The organism is Aliivibrio logei (genome assembly GCF_001691055.1).
Classification (GTDB): domain Bacteria; phylum Pseudomonadota; class Gammaproteobacteria; order Enterobacterales; family Vibrionaceae; genus Aliivibrio; species Aliivibrio salmonicida.
On the sequence record NZ_MAJU01000031.1, the window covers coordinates 86,379 to 109,762 of the forward strand.

Genomic DNA, 23,384 nt, shown 5'->3' on the forward strand with positions numbered 1-23,384 from the left:
GAATTTATGTTTCATCCAGTATCAGTATTTATAGGATTACGATATTTAAGAGGACGTTCTGGCGATAGGTTCAGTCGTTTTATCTCTTATATGTCAACCGCAGGTATCACGATTGGCGTGTTATCTTTGGTGACCGTATTGTCGGTTATGAATGGGTTTGAAGGACAACTTAAAGATCGTATTTTAGGGGTGTTACCTCAAGCGGTTATTTCAAGTGAAAGCGATCAAGTTATCCCATCGGATGATGACCGAAATTACGTGGCAAGTTTGCCCCATGTGACTCAAGTTACGCCAGTCGTTCGAGGGGAAGCGATTATTCAAAGTGCGAAAGGTTTAAGCGCCGGCATGCTTGTTGGTATTGACCCAGATGAATATGATCCTATTGCCTATGAATTAATTTCTGGCAATATCCGTCAATTGGCGGCAGGAGAATACGGTATATTTCTTGGCTCGAAGCTGGCTCGTGAATTAAATGTTCGTTACGGTGATACGGTGCGAATAATGGTAACTAACGCCAGTCAATATACACCTTTAGGTCGAATTCCTAGCCAGCGCAATTTTAAAGTGGTGGGTGTATTTAATACGGGCTCGGATGTTGATGGTCAGTTAATGGTCGCAAATATTCAAGACACTGCGCGTTTAATGAAGCTTAAAAAAGGCAATATTACTGGATGGCGTTTATTTTTCGATGACCCCTTCCAAGTCACTGAATTGGCTAAATTGCCTCTAAAAAACGAGATGACATGGAGTGATTGGCGCGATCAACGCGGTGAATTATTTCAAGCGGTAAAAATGGAAAAAAATATGATGGGCTTAATGCTTGGTCTGATTGTTGCCATTGCCGCGTTTAATATCATCTCCGCTCTTATTATGGTGGTGATGGAGAAACAAGCGGAAGTCGCAATTTTAAAAACCCAAGGAATGACAAGTAACCAAGTGCTGTCTATTTTTATGGTGCAAGGAGCAAGTAGTGGTGTGATTGGATCGATTGTTGGTGGTGCATTAGGTGCATTATTTGCCAGTAACATAAATGTTATCCTTTCTACATTTGGGTTATCTTTATTTACTGTTGGTGGTTCTTTACCAGCAGAGGTTGAACCATTGCAAGTGTGTGTAGTCATTATTCTAGCCATTTTATTAAGTTTATTAGCGACCGTATTCCCATCTTATCGAGCGGCAGTCGTACAACCAGCAGAGGCATTAAGATATGAGTAACCCATTATTAGTTTGTCAGGGTATTCGTAAGGTTTACCAAGAAGGCACGATGGAAACGGAAGTGCTTAAAGGCGTTGATTTTCAAATTAATGAAAGCGAATTAGTTGCGATTGTTGGTTCGTCAGGTTCCGGTAAAAGTACATTACTTCACATTCTTGGTGCGCTTGATGATCCTACTGCGGGTACGGTGTATTTCCAAGGCAATGAATTAACGAAATTGAGTGCAAATAAGCAAGCAAAAATCCGTAACCAACATATTGGGTTTGTGTATCAATTTCATCACCTTCTTTCTGATTTCAGTGCACTAGAGAATGTAGCGATGCCGTTATTAATCGGTGGTATTAATAAGAAAGAAGCAACGAAAAGAGCGACAAAATTGCTTGAAAAAGTGGGTCTTGCTCATCGTATTGAGCACCGTCCATCTGAACTTTCTGGAGGTGAACGCCAACGTGTTGCGATTGCACGTGCCTTAGTGAATAAACCTGCTCTGGTATTAGCTGATGAACCTACCGGTAACTTGGACCATCAAACGGCATTGGATATTTATAATCTCATGCGTGAGTTGAATCAAGAGTCAGGCACTGCATTTTTAGTGGTTACTCATGATACGGCTTTGGCTGCTAAATTGGATAAGCAATTAAGCATGCAAGATGGACGTTTTATTACTGAAACGGTTCGCTCTAATCTAGTTCAAGACCAGGAGGCGTAATGTTCTCTCCGCTTTCTCTCTTTATTGGAGGTCGTTTTGCTCGAGCAAAGCAACGCAATAAAATGGTGTCGTTCATTTCAATCTCTTCAACGCTAGGCATTGCGATTGGCGTGGCGGTGATCATTATTGGTCTTTCTGCCATGAATGGATTTGAACGAGAGTTGCAGAATCGAGTGTTGTCGGTTATTCCTCATGCTGAGCTTGAAGGGGTAAAAAAACCGATCACAGATTGGCAAACTATGATGCAGCAAGCCAAGCGGCACCCTAAAGTGACAGGGGCCGCACCTTATGTTCGTTTTACTGCGTTATTAGAAAGAGGCAGTAAATTAAAAGCGGTTGAAGTGAGAGGGGTTGATCCTGTCTTGGAAACTTCAGTATCTAAGTTACCTGAATACATTAATAAAGGGGCTTGGGAGTCGTTTTCCGCGCATAAGCAAAGTGTGATTTTAGGGAAAGGCGTTGCTGATACCTTAAACGTTAATGTTGGAGATTGGATCACGGCGTTGATCCCTGACGAGAACAGCGATAAGCAATTGCGTTCACCAAAGCGTCAACGTTTGCAAGTTGTGGGATTATTGTCACTTGGTGGGCAAGTTGATCACGGTTTAGCGATTATTCCTCTGCAAGATGCACAACAATACATTAATTTAGGTAAAGCCGTTTCTGGTGTTTCTTTGCAGGTGAATGATGTATTAGAAGCACAAGACATAGTAAGAGAAGTGGGCGGAACACTAACCGAATATGTGTATTTACGTAGCTGGATTCAAAAATATGGTTATCTATACCGAGATATTCAACTTGTACGCTCAATCATGTACCTTGTGATGGTTTTAGTTATTGGGGTAGCTTGTTTTAATATCGTCTCGACGTTAATGATGGCAGTAAAAGATCGCTCTGGCGACATCGCTATTTTAAGAACAATGGGAGCAACCGATGGGTTAATTAAACGCATCTTTGTCTGCCAAGGTATCTTCTCTGGTGTGACGGGGAGTATTGCGGGCTCCTTGTTGGGATCATTAGTTGCATTGAATTTAACGCCAATGATTAAAGGGCTTGAATCTTTAGTTGGTCATCAATTCTTATCGGGTGATATCTATTTTGTTGATTTCTTACCTTCTCAATTAGTGTGGAGCGATGTGGCTATTGTAACTTGTACCGCGATTCTATTAAGTTCAATTGCGACATGGTATCCAGCCAGAAAAGCAAGTCAATTGCACCCAGCAGCGGTACTCAGCGCAAAGTAAGGCCGTTTGATTTATACAAAGGCTCCTAATTATTAGGGGCCTTTTTTATGTGAAAAGAGAAAGTGTAGCTATAATTAAACGATGAATGGTAAAGGGATTACCTACATATTGTCTTATTTTATGAGGTAATAGTATGAGTTCAAAAGTTAATAATGAAGCACTTATTTATGTTGTCGGTAACGATATTCCGATCAATAAAAATGAGATTAACTTTGTTTATGTTAATAGCATTGAAGAATTGGCACTAGAAACCCCTGCGATTTGCATCCTATCGTTATCTCCTAAAGATCAAAATAACGCCTTACTGTATTTACATACTCATTTACCGATTTGGAATGGACTTTTGTATGTATTGCAAGAGAGTTTATTGAGTCCATATTTATCTGATGGTATTTGGAATCCGTTTAATTACCAAGATCGTTGGGTATTACATCAAGAGAAGCTCGCCTTAATTCAAAAGGAACCTGCGGATAAATTACTTGCGTGGTTGTGGTTAGCTCCTCATCGCCGTTTATCTCCAATATGCCAAAGTGATCAACAAGCGATTTATAACTATCCTTTATTTAATTGTTATTCAAAAGTAGAGGACAGTCCTTATCATTATTTTCAATTAGCAGACAAAATGGGGTATCTAGAGAAAGAAAAAACACTCGATAAAATTAGATTATGTCCGTCATGCAATAGTGGGCATTTGAATTACATTGAGACTTGTCCCGCATGCAAAAGCACAAATATTGATGAAATCATTTCTCTGCATTGTTTTACATGTGGTCATATCGATAAGGAAGAAAGTTTCACCAAAAAAGAGAAACTAGAATGTTCTAATTGTTTCACTAAATTACGTCATATTGGCGTGGATTACGATAGACCATTAGAGCGCTATCATTGTGGTGATTGTCATTTATCTTTCTCTGAATCTGTCGTGAGAGTTCGTTGTTTATCTTGCTTTGTTGTCAATGAAGTTAATGACTTAGTGGTTCGTCCAATTCACGAATTTAAAATAGGAGAGCAAGTGAGTAATTTAATGATGTATGGAAGACGAGCTGTAGAACAAGAGTTAACACTCAATGGTTTGATCGATAAAACATCATTTCATAACTTACTTGTTTGGATTAATAAATTAGCGCTTAGGCATGAACAAAGTCATGTTTTACTCGGCGTGAAAGTGTCAGGGATAGAAAACTATACTCATCAATTTGGTGAAATTAAACGGTTGCAATTGATTGATACAATATCAAATAATTTTAATGGGATTTTAAGAGATACCGACATTTGTTGCCAGTATGACAATGAGATATTGTTACTTCTCATGCCAATGACACCGACAGATTCCAGTCCGATTATTGAACATAAAATTAAAGGTATTGCGGATAGCATTGAGTCGGATCTGATTGATCTTAATGTGTATATCTGGTCTTTGCCTGACAAGCAATTACATAACAATGCTTCAGGATGGTTAGCCACGCATTTTGAGGCCATAGCTCATGGGTGAGTTTCAATATGTGCTTCATACCATTACGGGGACACTTGGCGCGTATTGGGAACTTATTCTTACGTTTATACCCATCATGTTGGTTGTTGAAGTTCCGTTAATGTTGTTTGTTTTTATTGGTGTTTTACGCTGGTCTTGGCGTGATAATCATTCGGTAGCTAATGTGTCGCCATCCATAAGCTTTGTGATCACTTGTTATAGCGAAGGTGATGGGATTACCCAAACGATTGATACACTTGCTGAACAAATATACCCCGGTGAAATTGAAATATTGATCGTTGTTGATGGGGCGAAACAGAACCCAAAGACTTATCATGCGGCGTTAAATGGGGTTTACAGACATCAATCGAGAGAAAACAGAACATTAAAAGTATTGCCTAAATGGCAAAGGGGAGGACGAGTCTCAACCTTAAATGCAGGATTAGCAGAAGCAAAAAACGATCTTGTGATTAATGTCGATGGTGATACGTCGTTTGATAATGATGTTGCACTGCGGTTTGCAAAATCGTTTTCAAATCCTAATGTGATTGCGTGTGGTGGCGCATTACGAGTTCGTAATCGTGATGAGAGTTTTTGGACTAAGATGCAAGCATTAGAATACATGATGTCGATGCAAACCAGTAAAACAGGAATGGCGACATGGGGATTACTTAATAATATATCGGGCGCGTTTGGGGCATTTCGTCGCTCTATTATCAAACAAGTTGGAGGGTGGGATACGCATACCGCAGAAGATCTGGATCTGACGATGAGGTTAAAACAATATAAAGGTCGTTATCGCAATATTGAATTGGATTTTTCTCCCAAAGCGATTGGTCATACCGATGTTCCGGAAACATTCACAGGATTAATGTCACAACGACTACGTTGGGATGGTGACTTACTCTTTATTTATCTTCGTAAGCATAAACAAGGGCTTACTCCTAAATTACTTGGATGGGGCAGTTTTTTATATACGTTGGTTTATGGAGTGCTTCAAGCTGTTCTTCTGCCTTTATTGATCACATTATTTAATTTTTATCTTTTTCTTTCTTTTCCAAATACCGTTGTATTCGCTGTTTTCAGTTGTTTATACGTTATCTATTTATTTTTTATCGCGCTCACTTTTCTTGTTTATCTTTGTCTTATTTCTGAAAGAGTAAAAGAAGACAGAGAAATGCTGTTGTGGTTAATGATCTATCCTTTTTATGCATTATTTATGAGATTTGTTACTGCATTTTCAATGGTTAATGAAATTGTTAGACGGAGTCACGAAGAGTCGAGTATGGCTCCGTGGTGGGTACTTAAACGAGGTAAAAGGTTTTAATTATCATGAAAGTTAAATTTCACTTAGATAAAAACAAAAAACCGACCACCGACAATGGCATGAAAGTAATGTATGGCGGAGCAAAGCGTGGTGGCTACCGTATTCGATGGTATTTTATTTTAGCTGTTATCTTAAGTCCAATTTTCATCATGGGGTATACGTTTTTAAAGCCGTATTTATTTATCGTCGCTCCAGGGATTATCACAACGGGTCCCGTAACGTTAACCGCAGCTCAAGATGGCATCGTAAAAATGATAGAAGTTGAAGACAGTGAATTTGTACTCTTTGATCAAACACTTATGCAATTGGACGATCCAATATTAGAAAAAGACATCTTTTTTATAAAAGAAGAGTTGATGCAATTGAATGCCTTTCAAAGTGAGAACACAGAAGAGGACTTATCTCCTTATTTTACGGCAATTAAAGCCGCAAAATATAATCTGAAAAAAATAACGAAGATAAAATTGAATTATGACCAGTACGCTAACGAGGGAAAAGTGTCTCAGGTTGATTATGCCGCTATTATTGGTATATATAATGCGTCTCAAACTTCATTAACTAGTGCCTATATTGCTCTAAATCAAGCTAAAATTGCGGATAAGCAAAGACAGTTAGCCGGTGGCGTTGCTCAGGTAACTCGTGCATTAAATCAAAATTTGACCACGAAACTAAATCAATTAGATACGCTTACCGTAAAAGCACCTTATATGGGATTAGTGATTGATATTAATACGTTGGTAGGGCAAAGAGTGAGCATAGGAGATCCCTTAGTCACGATTTCACCTGATGTCGCCCCATTTGTTATTAGCTATTTAGATCCAAAGCATATTGATAAGGCAAAGCTCGGAACCGAAGTGATGGTGACACTACCTAATGGAAAGAAGGTGAAAGCAAGGGTGTCTTTTTCTATTGGGTTAACCTCAAAAGTTCCGCCTCAATTAGCAAAACCTTTTGAAGGAGCTAAAGCATTATTAAAAGTGAAGATAACCTTTTTAGGCGGATTACTTGAAGGAGAGTGGGTTGAAGGGATGCCCGTTGAAGTGTCTTTTTAGATCAAATTATACTCTTGAGCGAATAAGAATGATGATGATTTGATTTCACATCGGTTTTACCTATTAATAAAATAGTTAGAAATGATTAGCATTCTTAAGATATACTTTTTACTATACTTGCTCACTTGATTTGTATCGGATAGTAAAATAATGGCAATCTCAGACTACAATACAATCGTAATTTTTGGTGCTTCTGGTGATCTTACTTATCGTAAGCTTATTCCTGCCTTGTATCACCTGTATGCTAGCAATCAATTACCAGCGTCGTTTTCTATTCTTGGTGTAAGTCGTACTCAGTATGATGACGATTCATATCGAGAGAAGTTGAAACAATCATTGCAAGAAATGGAAAAAACCGATCCTGCAACGTTAACGGCATTCTGTGAACACCTTCATTACCAAGCAATTAATACTTCTGATAAAGCAGACTATGGCCTGTTGGTAACCAAATTAGATGAAATTGCAGATAAATATCAAATAAAAGAACGAAATACGCTTTTCTATTTAGCAACGCCTCCAAGCTTGTACGGTGTTATCCCTGCATGTTTAGCGGCTCATGGCCTTAATGATGAATCAAATGGTTGGAAACGTCTTATCATTGAAAAGCCGTTTGGTTATGATTTGGAATCTGCGTTACAGCTGGGTAAAGAAATTCATAAGCATTTTGAAGAGCATCAAATTTACCGTATCGATCATTACTTAGGCAAAGAAACCGTACAGAACTTATTAGTATTGCGTTTTTCAAACATTATGTTTGAGCCATTATGGAACCGAAATTTCATTGAGTATGTTGAGATCACGGGCGCAGAATCTCTTGGTGTTGAAGAGCGTGGTGGTTATTACGATGGCTCTGGTGCAATGCGTGATATGTTCCAAAACCATTTGCTACAAGTGCTTGCAATGGTTGGTATGGAATCGCCTTCAGCTATTAACGCCGATTCTATGCGTGATGAAATAGCGAAAGTGCTGCAAAGTTTACAACCAATTTCTGAAGATGACTTACGAAACAACCTCGTTTTAGGTCAGTACACTGAATCAGAAGTTCGAGGGAATTTATTACCAAGCTACCGTGATGAACATGGGGTTGATGATAATTCTCGTACTGAAACGTATGTTGGTTTGAAAATGTTTATTAATAATTGGCGTTGGAATGGGGTTCCATTCTATGTCCGTACCGGTAAACGTCTTCCTACTCGTGTGACTGAAGTTGTTATACATTTCAAGAAAACACCACACCCTGTTTTTTCTAAAGATGCACCTGAAAACAAATTGGTTATTCGTATTCAACCAGATGAAGGCATTCAAATGCGTTTCGGCTTAAAAGAGCCGGGTTCTGGTTTTAAAGTAAAAGATGTTTCGATGGATTTTCATTATCAATCGCTAGCAGAAACAAACATGCTGACAGCGTATGAACGTTTGCTGATGGATGCACTAAATGGTGACGCGACTTTGTTTGCTCGCAGTGACGCCGTTAATGCATGTTGGAAGTTTGTACAGCCAATTCTTGATTTTAAGGAAGACCCCCAATCTTTATTTGGTTACGCTTGTGGTACGTGGGGACCAAAAGAAGCTGATCAGCTGCTAGAGCGCGATGATCGAGCGTGGCGTTTTCCTTGTAAAAATTTAACCGATACGGATTATTGCGAATTATGATAAATCATCAAATTTTAGAAACACCAGAACAAGTGGTTATTAGCCTAGCTGATGAGCTAAAGAGACTGAGTGAACAAGGTAAACCTGTACATGTCTCCCTCTCTGGTGGAAGCACGCCTAAAATGTTGTTTATGTTACTTGCTACTGATAAATATGCACAAAGCATTGAGTGGCAAAACCTGAACTTTTGGTGGGGAGATGAGCGTTGTGTTTCTCCTGATGATGCCGAAAGTAACTATGGTGAAGCGAATGAACTGTTGTTTTCTCACATTGTTATCCCTAGTGAAAATATTCACCGTATCCGTGGTGAAAATACACCAGAAGAAGAAGTGATTCGTTTTTCAAAAGAAATGGCAGAGTGCATCCCAACAGAAAATGGCATTCCAGTGTTTGACTGGATTCTATTAGGTGTTGGTGCTGATGGGCATACAGCTTCTCTTTTCCCACATGTGACTGATTATAATGATTCGAATCTTGCCATTGTTGCTGTTCATCCAGAATCAGGTCAGCGTCGAGTATCTAAAACAGCCAAAGTACTAGAGGCGGCAAAACGCATCAGCTACCTTGTATTAGGCAAAGGAAAAGCAGAAATCGTACACGAAATTCACACAACACCAGCAAGTCAGCTGCCTTATCCCGCAGCAAATATCCAATCAACGTTGGGTACGACTGAGTGGTTTTTAGATTTGGACGCAGCAGCTCAAATTACTAATAAATAATGAATGCTGGAATAAACAAAGTTTAGGAGAGAAACATGAAAGGTGATATTGGTGTAATTGGTCTTGCTGTAATGGGACAAAATCTAATTCTTAATATGAATGATCACGGTTTTAAAGTGGTTGCTCATAACCGTACAGCGACAAAAGTAGACGAATTCCTAGAAGGACCAGCAAAAGACACAAATATTGTTGGTGCTTATTCATTGGAAGAACTTGTTGAGAAACTAGAAACACCACGCAAAATCATGTTAATGGTACGTGCTGGTGACGTTGTTGATACATTTATTGATAACCTTGTTCCTTTACTAGATAAAGGCGACATCATTATTGATGGTGGTAACACAAACTTCCCTGATACAAACCGCCGAGTAGCTGCACTTAAAGAAAAAGGCATTTACTTTATTGGTACAGGTGTTTCTGGTGGTGAAGAAGGTGCTCGTTTTGGTCCTTCAATTATGCCTGGTGGCTCACCAGAAGCATGGCCATTTGTTAAGCCAATCTTCCAAGCTATCTCTGCAAAAACAGATGATAATGAACCATGTTGTGATTGGGTTGGTAACGATGGTGCAGGTCACTTTGTTAAAATGGTACACAATGGCATCGAATACGGTGACATGCAGCTAATCACCGAAGCATACCAATTCATGAAAGATGGTTTAGGTATGAATCATGATGAAATGCAATCTGTGTTTACTGATTGGAACGAGACTGAGTTAAATAGCTATTTAGTCGAAATTACAGCGGATATTCTTGGTTATAAAGACGAAGATGGCGAGCCGTTAGTTGAAAAAATCCTTGATACAGCTGGCCAAAAAGGTACGGGTAAATGGACTGGTATCAATGCACTTGATATGGGCATTCCACTGACGCTGATCACTGAATCTGTCTTCGCTCGTTGCCTATCTGCACTAAAAGATCAACGTGTTGAAGCAGAGCAATTGTTTGCTAAAACAACCGTTGCAGTTGAAGGCGATAAGCAAGTATGGATTGATGCGTTACGCCAAGCGTTACTTGCATCTAAGATTATTTCTTATGCTCAAGGTTTCATGTTAATGCGTGAAGCGTCAAATGAAAATGGCTGGGATCTAAATTACGGTAATGTCGCGTTAATGTGGCGTGGCGGTTGTATTATCCGTTCTGCTTTCTTGGGCAATATTCGTGATGCATACGATACGGATGCTGAACTGTCGTTCTTAGGTTCAGATGTTTACTTTAAGACTATTTTAGAAAACAGCCTAACTGCATGGCGTAAAGTTGCTTCTAAATCCATGGAAGTGGGAATCCCAATGCCTTGTATGACATCGGCATTAACGTTCTTAGATGGCTATACAACAGCCCGCTTACCAGCTAACTTGCTGCAAGCACAGCGTGATTATTTTGGTGCTCATACTTATGAACGCTTAGATAAACCAAGAGGCGAGTTCTTCCATACTAATTGGACTGGTAAAGGTGGCGATGTTTCGTCAACAACTTATAACTCTTAGTCTGTATTATGTATAAATGAAAAAGCCCTTAACTTGTGATGAGTTAAGGGCTTTTTTTTAATAGAGGCGTTTTCGGTATTTTTTAATAAAATAGCTACTTAAAAAACTGCCGATAGCAAGAGCGAGAGTAATTACTGGTGCGGCCATTAATACCATTGTTACGATTTTTGAAATGCGCTCAGGTAAGAAAGATAATGAATATCCAAAGCCTGTTAGCAGTAAAATCCAAATGATGGCACTAATCCACGCAAAATAATGAAAGCGTCGTACTTGCTTCATCCGTAAGCCCATCATTAATGGAAGCAGAGGGCGAACAACCGGAATAAAGCGCGCAATAAATAATGCTAATAATCCGTGTTTTGATAATAAATTATCAACGGTTTGTAGTCGATTTTCTGGCACTGCGTTTATCCATGTTTGAATCATTGGAAACTTATGCAACCAACGACCTTGAATAAAAGCCAATTGACTGCCAATGGCTGCTGCCATGATAAGTCCAGTGACGATGACAGGGTAGCTAATTACATTTGCTGCAGCAAGAGATCCAGCAAGGATGACGACACTATCACAAGGGAGTGGGGCAGCAGGGATAAATGCGCTTTCTAGCCAAATGAATAAAATAAGGCAGAAGTAAATCATTGCAGCACTACTTGGATTTTGTAGTATTGCAAAATCTTGTTGCCAAAGGGCGGTTAAAATAGAAAGAAATGAATCAAACATCGCCATTCTCCAGACGAAATTCAAGTAGTTAGCTTGTTGGGTAAGAAAGATCGAGAGTAAGGTAAGTGGTTGATAAAGTCACTATAAATTTTCACTGTCATAAAAAGTTCACATAAATATGTGATTTATGTTTGTTATCTCAAAAAAATCAAATCGCGACACGATATTTTGGCTAGATTTAGTTATCAATAGGTTTGATTTTTTTATGTGAGTGTTAAAAATGCCATGATCTTAAAAATGTACTTACTAGACGAAGTTTAAATACAAAGTGGGATTAATAATTAATGTAATTATGTTGTTTTATTTGAAAATAAATATATATATGACAGTTTGCAATTAAATAAACGCTTGTTTTTTGTGCTTAATCTTGAGTCTAAGTATTATAAATATAATTTACATTGTAATTTATGTAATAAACTATTGATTTAACTATAATTTGATTGGTGTTTTAATTAAGGTATATTTATAAACAAAGATGGTTCTATATTCAAGATCTAGTTAAGTACAAATAAAAGCACAGTAAATAGTAATGAATAAATAACAACCACTATAATGTTATTCTTAGGGTCGTATTTATGAATAAAGTACATGTTACGACGTTGCTGATCAGTATTTTTCTCCCTGCATCAGCCAAAATAACACTTTTTATTGATAGCATGAGCTATTTTCAAGAATCAGAGAGACTTGCGTGAAATCTTAACTCAGCAACTTCATGTTACCTCTCGACATTTTTCTTTACTGAGAGGATATCTGGTGATGATCTTACCTCATTAACTTATTCATTAAGCAGTGATCAATTATCTGATCGTGCGGGGGGGAGCTTTGTGAGTACGATGTATATTGGTCTTGGTTATTCATTTTAAGTTGCTTACTGTGTTGTGATTTTTCAGTTACAACCTTTTGTATAATGTCAGTCGTTTAAATAATTAAATTATGGTTATGTATGAGAAAAAACATTAGATTCTATGACGATCTTCACTTCCCTAAAGGGTTTAATAGAAAAGGATTTACAGTGAAAGAAGCTGAAGTCCTAAACTACCATGGAGTCACGATGAAAGGGCTTTTAAATGGCTCTTTAATACCGAATAGTAGTGTAGAAAAACAATTTATTGATGATGTTAAAGGTGGGAATAAAGAGGCATCACTGTTTGTAAAATGCTGGTTGAAATATATAGACTTAAGTACAACGAAAACCAAGTTACATACATTATGTGGCAACCCATACGAAAATTAGGTTGGTTCCATTCTTAATTCGTTTATTGTTTATATATTGTTATAAACGAAGTTAAATAGAGTGGTATTTAATAAAGTAAGACATAATGATCTTATGTAAGATATATTCCCACACAAAACTGTTACGGTGTAACTTGAGTCTGAATTATTGCAGTAGTGTTACTAAATATCGTTCTTTTTAAGGCAAAAGACTTAACGGTTTTTATTTTAATTTCATTGAATGGTTAATATAATTAAATATGTTTTAATTTATTCTATTATCCTTATTTTTTACTAGTAAGTTATTGACATTAAACGTAAATAGGTTTATTTATGTTGAGTATATATTAGGTGATTATTAAGTGAGTAATATATGATTGTTAAACTTAATGAAATCTATTGGAATCCGATATCAAAAAAATTATACGATTCTTTAGATGATGCTGTTAGTTGTAAAAATGAATACGGTTCAACGACACCTCTAGTTTCGTCAATTTTGAATTTATTGATTCAAGAATACCCTTTAGTTTGTAAAAATGAAAATATAAAAAATATTTTATGGGGTACACAATGGATATCAAATGAAAGTATCCCTCAATTAATTAAACGAACTAGAGTTGCGATTAAAGATATAGATAGAGATGTTATAGAGAATATTAAAGGAAATGGATACAAAATAAATAAAGTAGAGAAAATTTCGTTACAGGTAGATATTCAAGAAGATGATATAGATGTATTAGTAGAAGAAGAGCCTAAAAAATTAGTAGAACCATTAAGAATAACTAAAGATATTAATGAAAGAAAAAGCATCATCATACTTGGTTTTTCAATACTTATGTTCTCATTATCTAGTATTTCTTTAATTTATTGTATTGAGAAGCATGTCTTTTTTGATTTAGTACCATTAAGTGAAATCACAAAGATGAAGGATTTTAGCTTTACTCCATTGTCGGAAGACAAATTCATACTAAAATCAAAGAAACAAGAGTGTGAACTTGATATAACTAATAAAATAGCTCGGTGTACGATATAAACTATGAAAATAAGAATTTCAAAAATATTACTATTAATTAGTATTATTAATCTATTGATAATCGTTGTATGGCATCAATTCTATAAAGTAGAGCTTATTGGTACTATTGCGATTAATGAAAACAATGTTAAATACGTTAAATACGTTAAATATCTAGATTCTGTTGATATTTTAAATACTCATTATAGTGATGATGCTTCTGTGTCATCGATAAGTGATGCCAGTAAATTTATTGTTGACTATGATTTATCTCAGGGACAACTTTATGCATATGACGGCACGAATTACTATATATTAAATATATACTCATTAGGTGATTCTTGCTTTGTTACCCTACCAACAGCGAGTAAAAACCTGAAAAAAATAGGATTTTTTTGTACATATAATAATTAATTTTACCATAACTCATTCATTTCATTAGTTTTATGGTCTAATAATTAATTACAAACGATTGTAATTAATTATAATTTGAGTTTTACCTTAATTCCTGTAAATTCCGGCTTATTGGTGATGAGCTAAATATAACTTTAGTATCATCTCGTAAGAGTCTTTTTATCTAAGGTATTTACTTGATTTCTAATTGTTCATTTTTATATCAGCCAAAAATCCAGTGTGGAAATATAATTGGCGTAGAAGCTTTGTTACGAGTCCCTGGGACCTCAAATATAGAGAACTATGTCTCTATGATTACTAATAAGCCTTTATTTGATTTATCTGTTATTACAAAAGTGCTTGAAGACAGAAGACTCTATCATTCTAATGTAGGGCTTAGTTTTCCTGTATCCATTAATATTTCTATCCAAAGTTTAGAATCTGATTTTTTTATTCATGAGATGTTTAAAATTTTAGAAAATGAAGAGGATATTACGTTAGAGATTACAGAAAATGATGATTATTTATCTTTAATCAAAGTTAAAGAGTCAATGGATTTACTCAAGTCACTCGGCATTAAATTTTCTTTAGATGATTTTGGTAAAGGTTTTTCTGATATAGAACATGTATTATCATTAGAGTTTAATGAAATAAAAATCGATGGTTCATTAATAAAAAATATAGAGAACGATTTTTATAATTATAGACACCTAAAATATATTCTTGATGAACTTGAAGATATAAATAATTTTCATTTAGTGGTAGAGCGGGTTGAAAACAAACAACAATTTGATTTAATTGAATCATTTGGTAAGAAAGTAACATATCAAGGGTTCTTTTTTTCTAAACCATTACCGTTACTAGATATAAAAATAACGAATAAACAACAGGTTAATACATGCTTTGTTAATGATAAACTTGTTTTAGAAAAACGGTTATATGATTTAATAAAATGTAGTGATGCAACCGAATGTGAAATATTAATCAATGACATTCATGAGATTGATAATTTTAATAATTTAGGATCTCGAGTTTCGGAGTGTTTAAGTGTACCTGAAATAAAAGAAAATTTGATTAAAAAATACAATAAATTATCGATCAGTTCAAGCAGCCCAGAAATATTATTTTTCAAATCGTACTTAAACTGTATGAGCCGACTGGTTATTATTCGAGATTCAGAAGGTAATGCGTTATTTAATAACCAAGCACATATTGATTTTATGGGAACGGACTTGGTTGGTATGCCGTTATCTGATGTATATGAAACTTTTGGTCAATATAAAGGCTGTATTACTCTTGATAAGAATTTGATTGAATCGAAATCAAATTTTTTTACGGTAAGAGAATCGGTTGATTTTAATGGTAAAGTGAAATCGTACTATACATTTAGACAGAAAATTAACCATTACGGTAAAATATTAGTAATCACGATTGTTTATGATGAAGATGATAGGGATACATTCCCTCAAGACACTTTAACCGGTTGTTTTGATAGAACAATTTTAAATAGTTATTATATGAACAATTTTAATATGGTTGCTTTTATTGATTTAGATGGTTTTAAGAAAATTAATGATAATTTTAGCCATCAGTTTGGAGATGATTGTTTAAGCCAATTTGTAATGTATTTAAAAAATGAGCTAAGAGAAGAAGATCTAATTATTCGTTATGGTGGTGATGAGTTTTTAATTTTCACCAAATGGGATGATATTGATATGTTTGAAAGCAGACTTAATTTAATTAGACACAAAATAGAGCGGTTATTTAAATTTAATGATATCGATGTTTCTTTTTCTTATGGAATAGATAATTTATCTAAAGGGATTGAATCTGCTATAAATTGTGCAGACAAAAAAATGTACATTAATAAAAGTAGAAATAATTTGAATAAATCTCTTTAAAATAAATTAAGTAGTATATATGTTATTTAAATGGAAAAATGTTGTAATCATTCCTTTAAGTATGGTTTATCTTTATATAGGTTATGTTTTATTTACTTTCAGTAATTCTATTACTGAAAGTGAAAATAAGCATAATATGGCTTATCTTTTAGGTAAGTATGAAAGTGAAATCTTAATAAAAGTTAATGAATATCTGACTCTGTCTCAAGTATACAAGTATTTGATATATTCAGACAATGAAAGTATATCCGAAGATAATTTTAATATTATAGCAAATAATTTAATAACAGATTTTTGTGCTATAAAAAGTTTGCAATTAGCCCCAGGTGGTTTTGTCCAGTATGCTTACCCTAAAAAAGGGAATGAAAAGGTATACATAGATTTATTTTCGGATGAAAAAAGAAGAGAAGATGCTATTTTCTCTAGAGATAATCGTATCAGTATGATGTCAGAACCCCTTGAACTCTTTCAAGGCGGATCTGGGCTGATTATAAGAACGCCTGTTTTTATTGGAAATGAATTTAATGATTTTTGGGGGTTTAGCATTGTTATATTAGACCTAAATAAATTCATTAACACTCTATCTTTAAATGATTTGTCTCGTGATGGATTTAATTATAAATTAAGTTTTTTAGATAAAAATAAAAATACAGTCGAAGTTATTAGTGAATCAACAAGAGATACGTTAAATAATAGTATTAATCATCAATTTTCTGTTTTAAATCAAAAATGGATACTATCAGTAAGTTCGAATGACGGTTGGATTGATCCTATTGAATATAGATATAAGGTGTATTTGATTTTTTTCTTTGTATTCGCATTATCTATAATAAGTTATATGCTTATTAATTTATTAGAACAAAAGAAAAAAATGTATCGACTTTCTTATATTGACCCTCTTACTGGTCTCTACAATAGACGATCTTTTGATGAAAATGCAAATAACTTATTTAAAGACTCTATATTATATTTTTCTGATCTTAATGGATTTAAAAGCATCAATGATTCTTATGGGCATGAAGTCGGCGATCTTTTACTTGTTGAAGTATCCAAAAGAATGTCATTACTTATAAAGGACAAAGGATGTGCTTTTCGCTTAGGTGGTGATGAATTTGCCATATTTATAAAAAAAAAAGAAGTAGAGGATATTTCTTTTTTTAAAGATAAAATATTACGTTCGATCTGTGAACCTATGATAATCAATGGGTTGAGTGTAATTATAGGTATTAGTATTGGTTATAGTATTTTTCCTTATGATGGCGAAAATAAGGATGAATTAATACGAATCGCCGACGAAAGAATGTATGAAATGAAATTTAAAGAAAAATAATAATTATCACATTGGTTAGGGTGTTAATGCTATGAGTATAGAAATTGAAAATATAGTTCCTGTTTATGTTATTGGTGACTCCAAATTGATATATGGAAGCGGTATTGATGTTATTCATATTGAAAATATAGAAGAATTGTTTGTTCACAAACCGGCTATTTGTGTTTTGTCATTACCAGTAGAAGAGCAAGATAAAGCGTTAGAATATTTACACTCGAAATTACTAATATGGAATTGGTATGTATACGTTTTAGATACCAGTTCATTAAGTGATTCTTTATCCGATGGTCTTTGGATACCGACAAATGTTATCGAGAAATGGAAATTACATCAAGCTAAGTTATCTCTTATAAAAGAAGAACCTATAGATAAATTATTAGCTTGGCTTTGGTTAGGTAATAATCGACGCCTAACGCCTTTTTGCGATAGTCGTAGACAAGAATTATATTATTATCCTTTAGTCAGTTGTTATGCGGGAGATGAGAGTAATTCGAATCATTATCTTCAGCTAGAGACGAAAAGAGGGTATTTAAATAAAGAATTAACGATCGATAGAATTCGATTATGTCCTACATGTCATAGTGGTCATCAAAATTATATTGAAACGTGCCCTTCATGCAAAAGCGTTGATATTGAAGAGGTCGTTTCATTACATTGTTTCACTTGTGGGCATGTAGGAAAACAAGATCAATTCACGCATCGTGGCAAATTAGAGTGTCCTACGTGCCTAACGCAATTACGCCATATTGGTGTCGACTATGACCGCCCACTAGAAAATTACAAATGCTTAGATTGTGACCACACATTCTCTGAATCTATCGCTAGAGTACGGTGTTTATCTTGTTCTGATAGTAATGAAATTGATGATCTGATAACTCGTCATATCAGTACATTTAAAGCGGGTGAACAAGTTAAAAATTTAATGATGTACGGTCATCACTCTCTTAACCAAGAGTTATCTCTGAATGGATTAATCGATGGTGATTCATTCCATAACTTATTAGTGTGGATAAATAAATTAGCGATTAGGCATAAACATACTCATATTTTATTAGGCATCAAATTATCTGGGATTGAGCTGTATTCAAATAAATTTGGTGAAATTAAGTTATTACAATTGATTAACCAAATATCTAATGACCTAAATGATATTTTACGAGATACGGATATTTGCTGCCAATATCGCTCAGACATGATTTTGTTATTGATACCAATGACTCCTATTGATTCTTTATCTGTTTTACAGAAAAAAGTGGAGATGATTGCAAATAAAATAGAGTCTGAATTAGTTATTCTAAATGTACATATCTGGCCTTTACCTGATATGTCATTGAATAATGAGGCTTCTTTATGGCTAATTGATAAACTCGGTGTCATTGAGTAATGAGTGAATTTGAATACGTTTTCCGTTCTATTTTTGGGATGCTTAGTCATAATTTGGAGTTGTTTTTTGTCTTTTTTCCAATGATGATCATGATTGAATTGCCGTTATTTATTTTGGTTGCTTCTGGTGTCTTTCGTTGGTCATGGAGTGCTGATAACAGTGAACCAACAGTCTTTCCCTCAATAAGTTTTATCATTACTTGTTATGGTGAAGGTGATGCGATTAGGCAAACGATTGATACGCTAGTTGAGCAAATATACCCCAACAATATTGAAATATTAATTGTGGTTGATGGTGCAAAACAGAATCAAGACACTTACCAAGCCGCTTTAGAGGGAGAACATAGACACCATTCTCATAAAATGAGGTTGGTAAGGGTTGTGCCAAAATGGCAAAGAGGCGGACGGGTTTCTACCTTAAATGCGGGTTTATCTGAAGCTAAAAACGAATTAGTTATTAACGTTGATGGTGATACTTCGTTTGATAATGATATGGCATGGAAAATGGCCAAGCAATTTTCAGATCCAAATGTACTCGCATCTGGTGGGGCACTCCGTGTACGCAACTGGGATGCTAATTTTTTGACTCGAATGCAATCTCTTGAATACATGATGTCAATGCAAACTGGAAAAACGGGAATGAGTAATTGGGGCGTATTAAATAACATCTCAGGTGCTTTTGGGGCATTTCGAATTAATGTAATTAAGCAAGTGGGAGGCTGGGATACTCACACCGCTGAAGATCTTGATTTGACCATGCGCTTAAAACAATACAAAGGGCGTCACCCAAACAGTCGATTAGCATTTACGCCTCATGCTGTTGGACATACCGATGCTCCTGATACATTGAAAATATTAATAATGCAGCGTTTGCGTTGGGATGGAGATCTACTTTTTTTATTTTTGAGAAAGCATAAACAAGGATTAAACCCAAGATTATTAGGTTGGGGTAATTTTATTTATACGCTAGTGTATGGGATATTACAAAATGTGGTATTACCGTTATTAATGATTATCTTTAGCCTATATATGGTGATCACTTATCCCATGAGCGTCGTATTATCAATGTTAATGTGTATATATCTGGTTTATATAACATTCATTTTTTTTACTTTTATGATTTATATTGGTTTAGTCTCAGAACGAACTAAAGACGATATTAAGTTGGCTATTTGGTTACCAATATATCCGTTGTATGCATTATTTATGAGAATGATTACTGCATTTTCAATGATTAATGAGATAACGAGAAGAAGTCATGAAGAGTCAAGTATGGCCCCATGGTGGGTTCTTAAACGTGGAAAACGGTTTTAGACATTATGAAAGTTCAATTTCACTTAGAAAAAAATAAACAACCAACAACGGATAATGGGATGAAGGTATTATATGGTAATGCAAAAAGAAGTGGTTATCGTATACGTTGGTATGCCATTTTAGCATTGGTATTAAGTCCAATATTGGCGATGTTATATTACTTTTTTCAACAATATGTATTAACTATTGCACCTGGTATCATCACGACAGAACCTGTGATATTAACTGCATCTCAAGATGCAGTCGTTGAATCCATTAATATAAAAGAAGGTGATGAGGTTTCAAGTAATCAATTTTTAATGGAGTTAAAAGATTCTGCTTTAGATAATGACATCATTTTTTTAAGACATGAATTGAAAAAAATAAATGTTAATAACAAAATTAAAAAAGATAACTTAACATCTTATACTCTAGCAATAGATAATGCTAAGTCTAGTTTTGTTAATATAAATAGAATAAAAATTAATTATGATAAATATATAAAAGAAGGAAAAGTATCTCAGGTTGATTACGCTGCTATTCTTGGGATGTATAGTAATGCTCAGAATTTAATAACAAATGCTAATATAATGTATACGAAAGCTAAAATTGATGATAATCAAAGGGATATTGCAGGTGCCATCGCTGGAGTAATTCGAAATTTAAATAAAGAATTAGTGACTAAATTAAGTCAATATGATTCTCTTTTTATACGTTCACCTTACATTGGTAATATTGTTGAAATTAATGCAGTCATAGGGCAAAGAGTTAAAGAGGGGGATTATTTAGCAACAGTTTCATCAAAAGTCCCCCCATTTGTCATTGCGTATTTAAACCCAAAATACATCGATAAAGCAAAAGAGGGCTCATTCGTCACCATTATTTTACCAAGTGGAGTTCGCCTAAAAGGAGAAGTATCTCTGGCGATTAAAACGGCATCGAAATTACCAACCCAGTTAGCTAAACCTTTTGAAGGCACTAAGGCTCTACTTAAAGTAAAGGTTAATATTATCAATGATTTGAGTAGTAGTTCTTGGGTTGAGGGGATGCCGGTTAATGTCTCGTTTTAGTTAATTATAATAATATAATTAAGCGGTAATCCTCTGTAATTAATTATAATTGGTAATGTAAAGTATTGATCATTAACATTACTCTTGTTGATTAACACGCTTGTGTATTTTTATACTCTACCTAAGAGTAGGCTTATGCCATTAAAATAATAATAATTATGGAATAATAAAATAATGAAAATAGATTATGATTTTCTAATAAATAAAATATCAGATTCATGTGAAGTATTAGAGTTTGCAGTTAAAAAAGATCCTTTACTTATGATAAAGAATGAAAGTTCAATCATTAAATTAACTGAATTGAATGAGTGGTTAATCAATGAATTGACTCATTCTAAATTTAGAAATGAAAATAATGAAAGAATAATCACAGAATGTATTAAGTTTAAAAATATACTTAATAATTTGAAGGTTAGTTAAATATATAAATAACATAATTGTTTAATTTACGGGTTTTACGTAGCATGACCAATTTAATTTAAGTAAGGTAAAAGGTTTAGTAAATGAAAAACATTTCATTAAGAAGTAAAATATTATTCTTAGTCGCATTTAATGCAACTGGTCTATTTGTGGCATTAAATATAATTTATATGAATTATGTTGATAATGATAAGACCGAGCAATTTTTATTTAGACAAGTGATTGAATCATCAGAAATATTTAACTCATTTGAAAAGAAGTTAATTTCTTTAAGAAGAGCAGACTTAGCGCTTATATCTATTAGATTTGAAAACGATAATGATATCAAAGAACGTGATCAATTAATTTATGACATGAACTCTCTTTTAGATTCATATCGAACTTTTGATTTAGATGTAATAAGAAAAGAAAAATCAAGATTAGATACGTTAAATAATGAAATTAACACTTATATTAAATACATTAACGAAATAAAAAGTAATAGAACATCTGAACCAAGAAATAAATTAGTGAGTGACAGCCTTGTCGTTTTTAGTGAAATAAACAATAATATTAATGAATTATCCACTAAGATTGATGTTTTCTTAGAAGACTATAGACAAAATTCAAAACAAGAACGTTTAGATACATTATATTTTGCTATGTTTATTATTATCACCATAATATTCATTTCTATCGTGAGTGGGTTCTATATATCGAGAGACCTAAATCGTCGTATTGCTCTCATTAATACTTCGTTGGAGCGATTTATTACTTTAGACCTTCGTAACGGAAAAGTGTGTGATTTTATTGATAGTAAAGATTTTGTGAATGATGAAATCGGTAGCATCATGATATCTATACGATCTTTCCGATTAAAAATAGTTACTGTGATTAATGCTGTTAAAGAGAGTATTGAGGTAAGTAATGACGCTTTTGAGTTAATGAACAAACAATCGATAGAAAATGAGAAGGCAATAACACAGCAGCTTAATTCTGTCGATATGTTAGCGACAGCTATTAACGAAATGCAGTGTGCATCAAATGAGATTGCTAATAATATTAGTAATTCTGCTAACTTTACAACGGATGCATCTAAAGAATGTAACCAAACTAAGCAAATAGTTTCGGATACCTCTGAGTTTATTAGTGTCGCATCGACCGAAATTGATGAATGTAATGTGCTGATTTCTGAGTTACGTAACGACAGTAATAAAATCACCAGTGTGTTAGATATGATCAGTAACATTGCAGATCAAACAAACTTGCTCGCATTAAATGCGGCTATCGAAGCAGCAAGAGCTGGTGAGCAGGGAAGAGGCTTTGCAGTCGTTGCTGATGAGGTAAGGGTGTTAGCTCAAAAGACACAACATTCTACGATTGAAATTAATCAAATTATTTCTAACTTACAATCTAAAACACTCGATGTAAGTGAGAAAATGGAATTAAGTCAGAATACAATTAAAGAATGTGTTGATAAGTCTGTGGTATCGAGAAGAAATATTGAAATTGTAGATAATAACCTAAATTCTATTTCAGATATGAGTCATCAGATTTCAACAGCAAGTGAAGAGCAAACTTGTGTCATTGAAGAAATTAACGGGAATGCGGTAAACGTAAGAGATATGTCTCAAGTTTGTATGGAGATTTCAAATGTGATTTCTGAGCAAGTTGAAAGCATGAACGAGAGTATTTCTTCGTTATCAAAAAACATAGACCAGTTTACTTTGTAGATTAACCAATAAGAGCTTAGAGTGAATCTAAGCTCTTATTCATTTATTATGATGAACTGTCAAT

At 34.4% G+C, this 23,384-nt stretch carries 20 protein-coding genes; 19 read left to right on the forward strand and 1 reads right to left on the reverse strand.

Annotation, left to right across the window (positions count from 1 at the left end; genetic code table 11):
* Positions 1-6: 6 nt before the first annotated feature.
* The 9 genes from lolC (at position 7) to gnd (ending at position 10,874) form a co-directional block, all read left to right on the forward strand.
* Positions 7-1,215, forward strand: a complete 1,209-nt coding sequence (lolC, locus tag A6E04_RS19590) for a lipoprotein-releasing ABC transporter permease subunit LolC (protein ID WP_065612168.1) — start codon at positions 7-9, stop codon at positions 1,213-1,215.
* Positions 1,208-1,924: a lipoprotein-releasing ABC transporter ATP-binding protein LolD gene (gene lolD, locus A6E04_RS19595; RefSeq protein ID WP_017023165.1), complete on the forward strand. Its 717-nt coding sequence runs from the start codon at positions 1,208-1,210 to the stop codon at positions 1,922-1,924. The genes lolC and lolD overlap by 8 nt, the downstream gene beginning before the upstream one ends.
* Positions 1,924-3,168 carry a lipoprotein-releasing ABC transporter permease subunit LolE gene (gene lolE / locus A6E04_RS19600; RefSeq protein WP_065612169.1) on the forward strand — a complete coding sequence of 415 codons (1,245 nt, stop codon included), beginning with the start codon at positions 1,924-1,926 and terminating at the stop codon, positions 3,166-3,168. The genes lolD and lolE overlap by 1 nt, the downstream gene beginning before the upstream one ends.
* A 133-nt stretch (positions 3,169-3,301) precedes the next feature.
* Entirely contained in the window at positions 3,302-4,660 is a 1,359-nt protein-coding gene (locus tag A6E04_RS19605; RefSeq protein WP_065612170.1) for a TackOD1 domain-containing metal-binding protein, read from the forward strand.
* A complete protein-coding gene (locus A6E04_RS19610) occupies positions 4,653-5,966 on the forward strand; it encodes a glycosyltransferase family 2 protein (protein WP_065612171.1) in 1,314 nt (437 codons plus the stop codon). The genes A6E04_RS19605 and A6E04_RS19610 overlap by 8 nt, the downstream gene beginning before the upstream one ends.
* A 5-nt stretch (positions 5,967-5,971) precedes the next feature.
* Positions 5,972-7,018, forward strand: coding sequence for an HlyD family secretion protein (locus tag A6E04_RS19615; protein ID WP_017023169.1), 1,047 nt, complete (start codon positions 5,972-5,974; stop codon positions 7,016-7,018).
* Between the two features lie 150 nt (positions 7,019-7,168).
* Complete coding sequence (gene zwf / locus A6E04_RS19620; RefSeq protein WP_017023170.1) at positions 7,169-8,671, forward strand: glucose-6-phosphate dehydrogenase; 1,503 nt, start codon at positions 7,169-7,171, stop codon at positions 8,669-8,671.
* The gene (gene pgl / locus A6E04_RS19625) at positions 8,668-9,390 is read left to right on the forward strand and encodes a 6-phosphogluconolactonase (protein ID WP_017023171.1); all 723 of its coding nucleotides are present in this window, start codon (positions 8,668-8,670) and stop codon (positions 9,388-9,390) included. Before zwf ends, pgl begins: the two co-directional genes overlap by 4 nt.
* A gap of 35 nt (positions 9,391-9,425) precedes the next feature.
* Entirely contained in the window at positions 9,426-10,874 is a 1,449-nt protein-coding gene (gnd, locus tag A6E04_RS19630; protein WP_012551993.1) for a decarboxylating NADP(+)-dependent phosphogluconate dehydrogenase, read from the forward strand.
* Positions 10,875-10,931: 57 nt separating this feature from the next.
* Here gnd and A6E04_RS19635 read toward each other — a convergent pair whose 3' ends face one another.
* Positions 10,932-11,594 carry a DedA family protein gene (locus A6E04_RS19635; protein WP_065612172.1) on the reverse strand — a complete coding sequence of 221 codons (663 nt, stop codon included), beginning with the start codon at positions 11,592-11,594 and terminating at the stop codon, positions 10,932-10,934.
* 943 nt (positions 11,595-12,537) lie between these two features.
* Here A6E04_RS19635 and A6E04_RS19640 point away from each other — a divergent pair.
* From A6E04_RS19640 to A6E04_RS19685, 10 genes are all read left to right on the forward strand, one after another.
* Complete coding sequence (locus A6E04_RS19640) at positions 12,538-12,828, forward strand: MaoP family protein (protein WP_065612173.1); 291 nt, start codon at positions 12,538-12,540, stop codon at positions 12,826-12,828.
* 351 nt (positions 12,829-13,179) lie between these two features.
* A complete protein-coding gene (locus tag A6E04_RS19645; protein ID WP_017023174.1) occupies positions 13,180-13,839 on the forward strand; it encodes a winged helix-turn-helix domain-containing protein in 660 nt (219 codons plus the stop codon).
* Between the two features lie 3 nt (positions 13,840-13,842).
* A complete protein-coding gene (locus A6E04_RS19650) occupies positions 13,843-14,232 on the forward strand; it encodes a hypothetical protein (RefSeq protein ID WP_017023175.1) in 390 nt (129 codons plus the stop codon).
* 176 nt (positions 14,233-14,408) lie between these two features.
* Positions 14,409-16,112 carry a bifunctional diguanylate cyclase/phosphodiesterase gene (locus tag A6E04_RS19655; protein WP_065612174.1) on the forward strand — a complete coding sequence of 568 codons (1,704 nt, stop codon included), beginning with the start codon at positions 14,409-14,411 and terminating at the stop codon, positions 16,110-16,112.
* A 19-nt stretch (positions 16,113-16,131) separates the two neighbouring features.
* On the forward strand, positions 16,132-17,442 hold the full coding sequence (locus tag A6E04_RS19660; RefSeq protein WP_065612175.1) for a sensor domain-containing diguanylate cyclase: 1,311 nt from the start codon (positions 16,132-16,134) through the stop codon (positions 17,440-17,442).
* Between the two features lie 31 nt (positions 17,443-17,473).
* The gene (locus A6E04_RS19665; RefSeq protein WP_065612176.1) at positions 17,474-18,826 is read left to right on the forward strand and encodes a TackOD1 domain-containing metal-binding protein; all 1,353 of its coding nucleotides are present in this window, start codon (positions 17,474-17,476) and stop codon (positions 18,824-18,826) included.
* On the forward strand, positions 18,826-20,139 hold the full coding sequence (locus A6E04_RS19670) for a glycosyltransferase family 2 protein (RefSeq protein WP_017023179.1): 1,314 nt from the start codon (positions 18,826-18,828) through the stop codon (positions 20,137-20,139). Before A6E04_RS19665 ends, A6E04_RS19670 begins: the two co-directional genes overlap by 1 nt.
* 5 nt (positions 20,140-20,144) lie before the next feature.
* Positions 20,145-21,188: an HlyD family secretion protein gene (locus tag A6E04_RS19675; RefSeq protein ID WP_065612177.1), complete on the forward strand. Its 1,044-nt coding sequence runs from the start codon at positions 20,145-20,147 to the stop codon at positions 21,186-21,188.
* A 174-nt stretch (positions 21,189-21,362) separates the two neighbouring features.
* A complete protein-coding gene (locus A6E04_RS19680; RefSeq protein WP_065612178.1) occupies positions 21,363-21,608 on the forward strand; it encodes a hypothetical protein in 246 nt (81 codons plus the stop codon).
* An 83-nt stretch (positions 21,609-21,691) separates the two neighbouring features.
* The gene (locus tag A6E04_RS19685) at positions 21,692-23,320 is read left to right on the forward strand and encodes a methyl-accepting chemotaxis protein (protein ID WP_065612179.1); all 1,629 of its coding nucleotides are present in this window, start codon (positions 21,692-21,694) and stop codon (positions 23,318-23,320) included.
* Positions 23,321-23,384: the final 64 nt, after the last annotated feature.

Excerpts from the sequence above, each read along its gene's own strand:
- lolC (WP_065612168.1), top strand. The coding sequence starts at position 7 with ATGTTTCATCCAGTATCAGTATTTATAGGATTACGATATTTAAGAGGA.
- lolD (WP_017023165.1), top strand. The coding sequence starts at position 1,208 with ATGAGTAACCCATTATTAGTTTGTCAGGGTATTCGTAAGGTTTACCAA.
- lolE (WP_065612169.1), top strand. The coding sequence starts at position 1,924 with ATGTTCTCTCCGCTTTCTCTCTTTATTGGAGGTCGTTTTGCTCGAGCA.
- A6E04_RS19605 (WP_065612170.1), top strand. The coding sequence starts at position 3,302 with ATGAGTTCAAAAGTTAATAATGAAGCACTTATTTATGTTGTCGGTAAC.
- A6E04_RS19610 (WP_065612171.1), top strand. The coding sequence starts at position 4,653 with ATGGGTGAGTTTCAATATGTGCTTCATACCATTACGGGGACACTTGGC.
- A6E04_RS19615 (WP_017023169.1), top strand. The coding sequence starts at position 5,972 with ATGAAAGTTAAATTTCACTTAGATAAAAACAAAAAACCGACCACCGAC.
- zwf (WP_017023170.1), top strand. The coding sequence starts at position 7,169 with ATGGCAATCTCAGACTACAATACAATCGTAATTTTTGGTGCTTCTGGT.
- pgl (WP_017023171.1), top strand. The coding sequence starts at position 8,668 with ATGATAAATCATCAAATTTTAGAAACACCAGAACAAGTGGTTATTAGC.
- gnd (WP_012551993.1), top strand. The coding sequence starts at position 9,426 with ATGAAAGGTGATATTGGTGTAATTGGTCTTGCTGTAATGGGACAAAAT.
- A6E04_RS19635 (WP_065612172.1), bottom strand. The coding sequence starts at position 11,594 with ATGTTTGATTCATTTCTTTCTATTTTAACCGCCCTTTGGCAACAAGAT.
- A6E04_RS19640 (WP_065612173.1), top strand. The coding sequence starts at position 12,538 with ATGAGAAAAAACATTAGATTCTATGACGATCTTCACTTCCCTAAAGGG.
- A6E04_RS19645 (WP_017023174.1), top strand. The coding sequence starts at position 13,180 with ATGATTGTTAAACTTAATGAAATCTATTGGAATCCGATATCAAAAAAA.
- A6E04_RS19650 (WP_017023175.1), top strand. The coding sequence starts at position 13,843 with ATGAAAATAAGAATTTCAAAAATATTACTATTAATTAGTATTATTAAT.
- A6E04_RS19660 (WP_065612175.1), top strand. The coding sequence starts at position 16,132 with ATGTTATTTAAATGGAAAAATGTTGTAATCATTCCTTTAAGTATGGTT.
- A6E04_RS19665 (WP_065612176.1), top strand. The coding sequence starts at position 17,474 with ATGAGTATAGAAATTGAAAATATAGTTCCTGTTTATGTTATTGGTGAC.
- A6E04_RS19670 (WP_017023179.1), top strand. The coding sequence starts at position 18,826 with ATGAGTGAATTTGAATACGTTTTCCGTTCTATTTTTGGGATGCTTAGT.
- A6E04_RS19675 (WP_065612177.1), top strand. The coding sequence starts at position 20,145 with ATGAAAGTTCAATTTCACTTAGAAAAAAATAAACAACCAACAACGGAT.
- A6E04_RS19680 (WP_065612178.1), top strand. The coding sequence starts at position 21,363 with ATGAAAATAGATTATGATTTTCTAATAAATAAAATATCAGATTCATGT.
- A6E04_RS19685 (WP_065612179.1), top strand. The coding sequence starts at position 21,692 with ATGAAAAACATTTCATTAAGAAGTAAAATATTATTCTTAGTCGCATTT.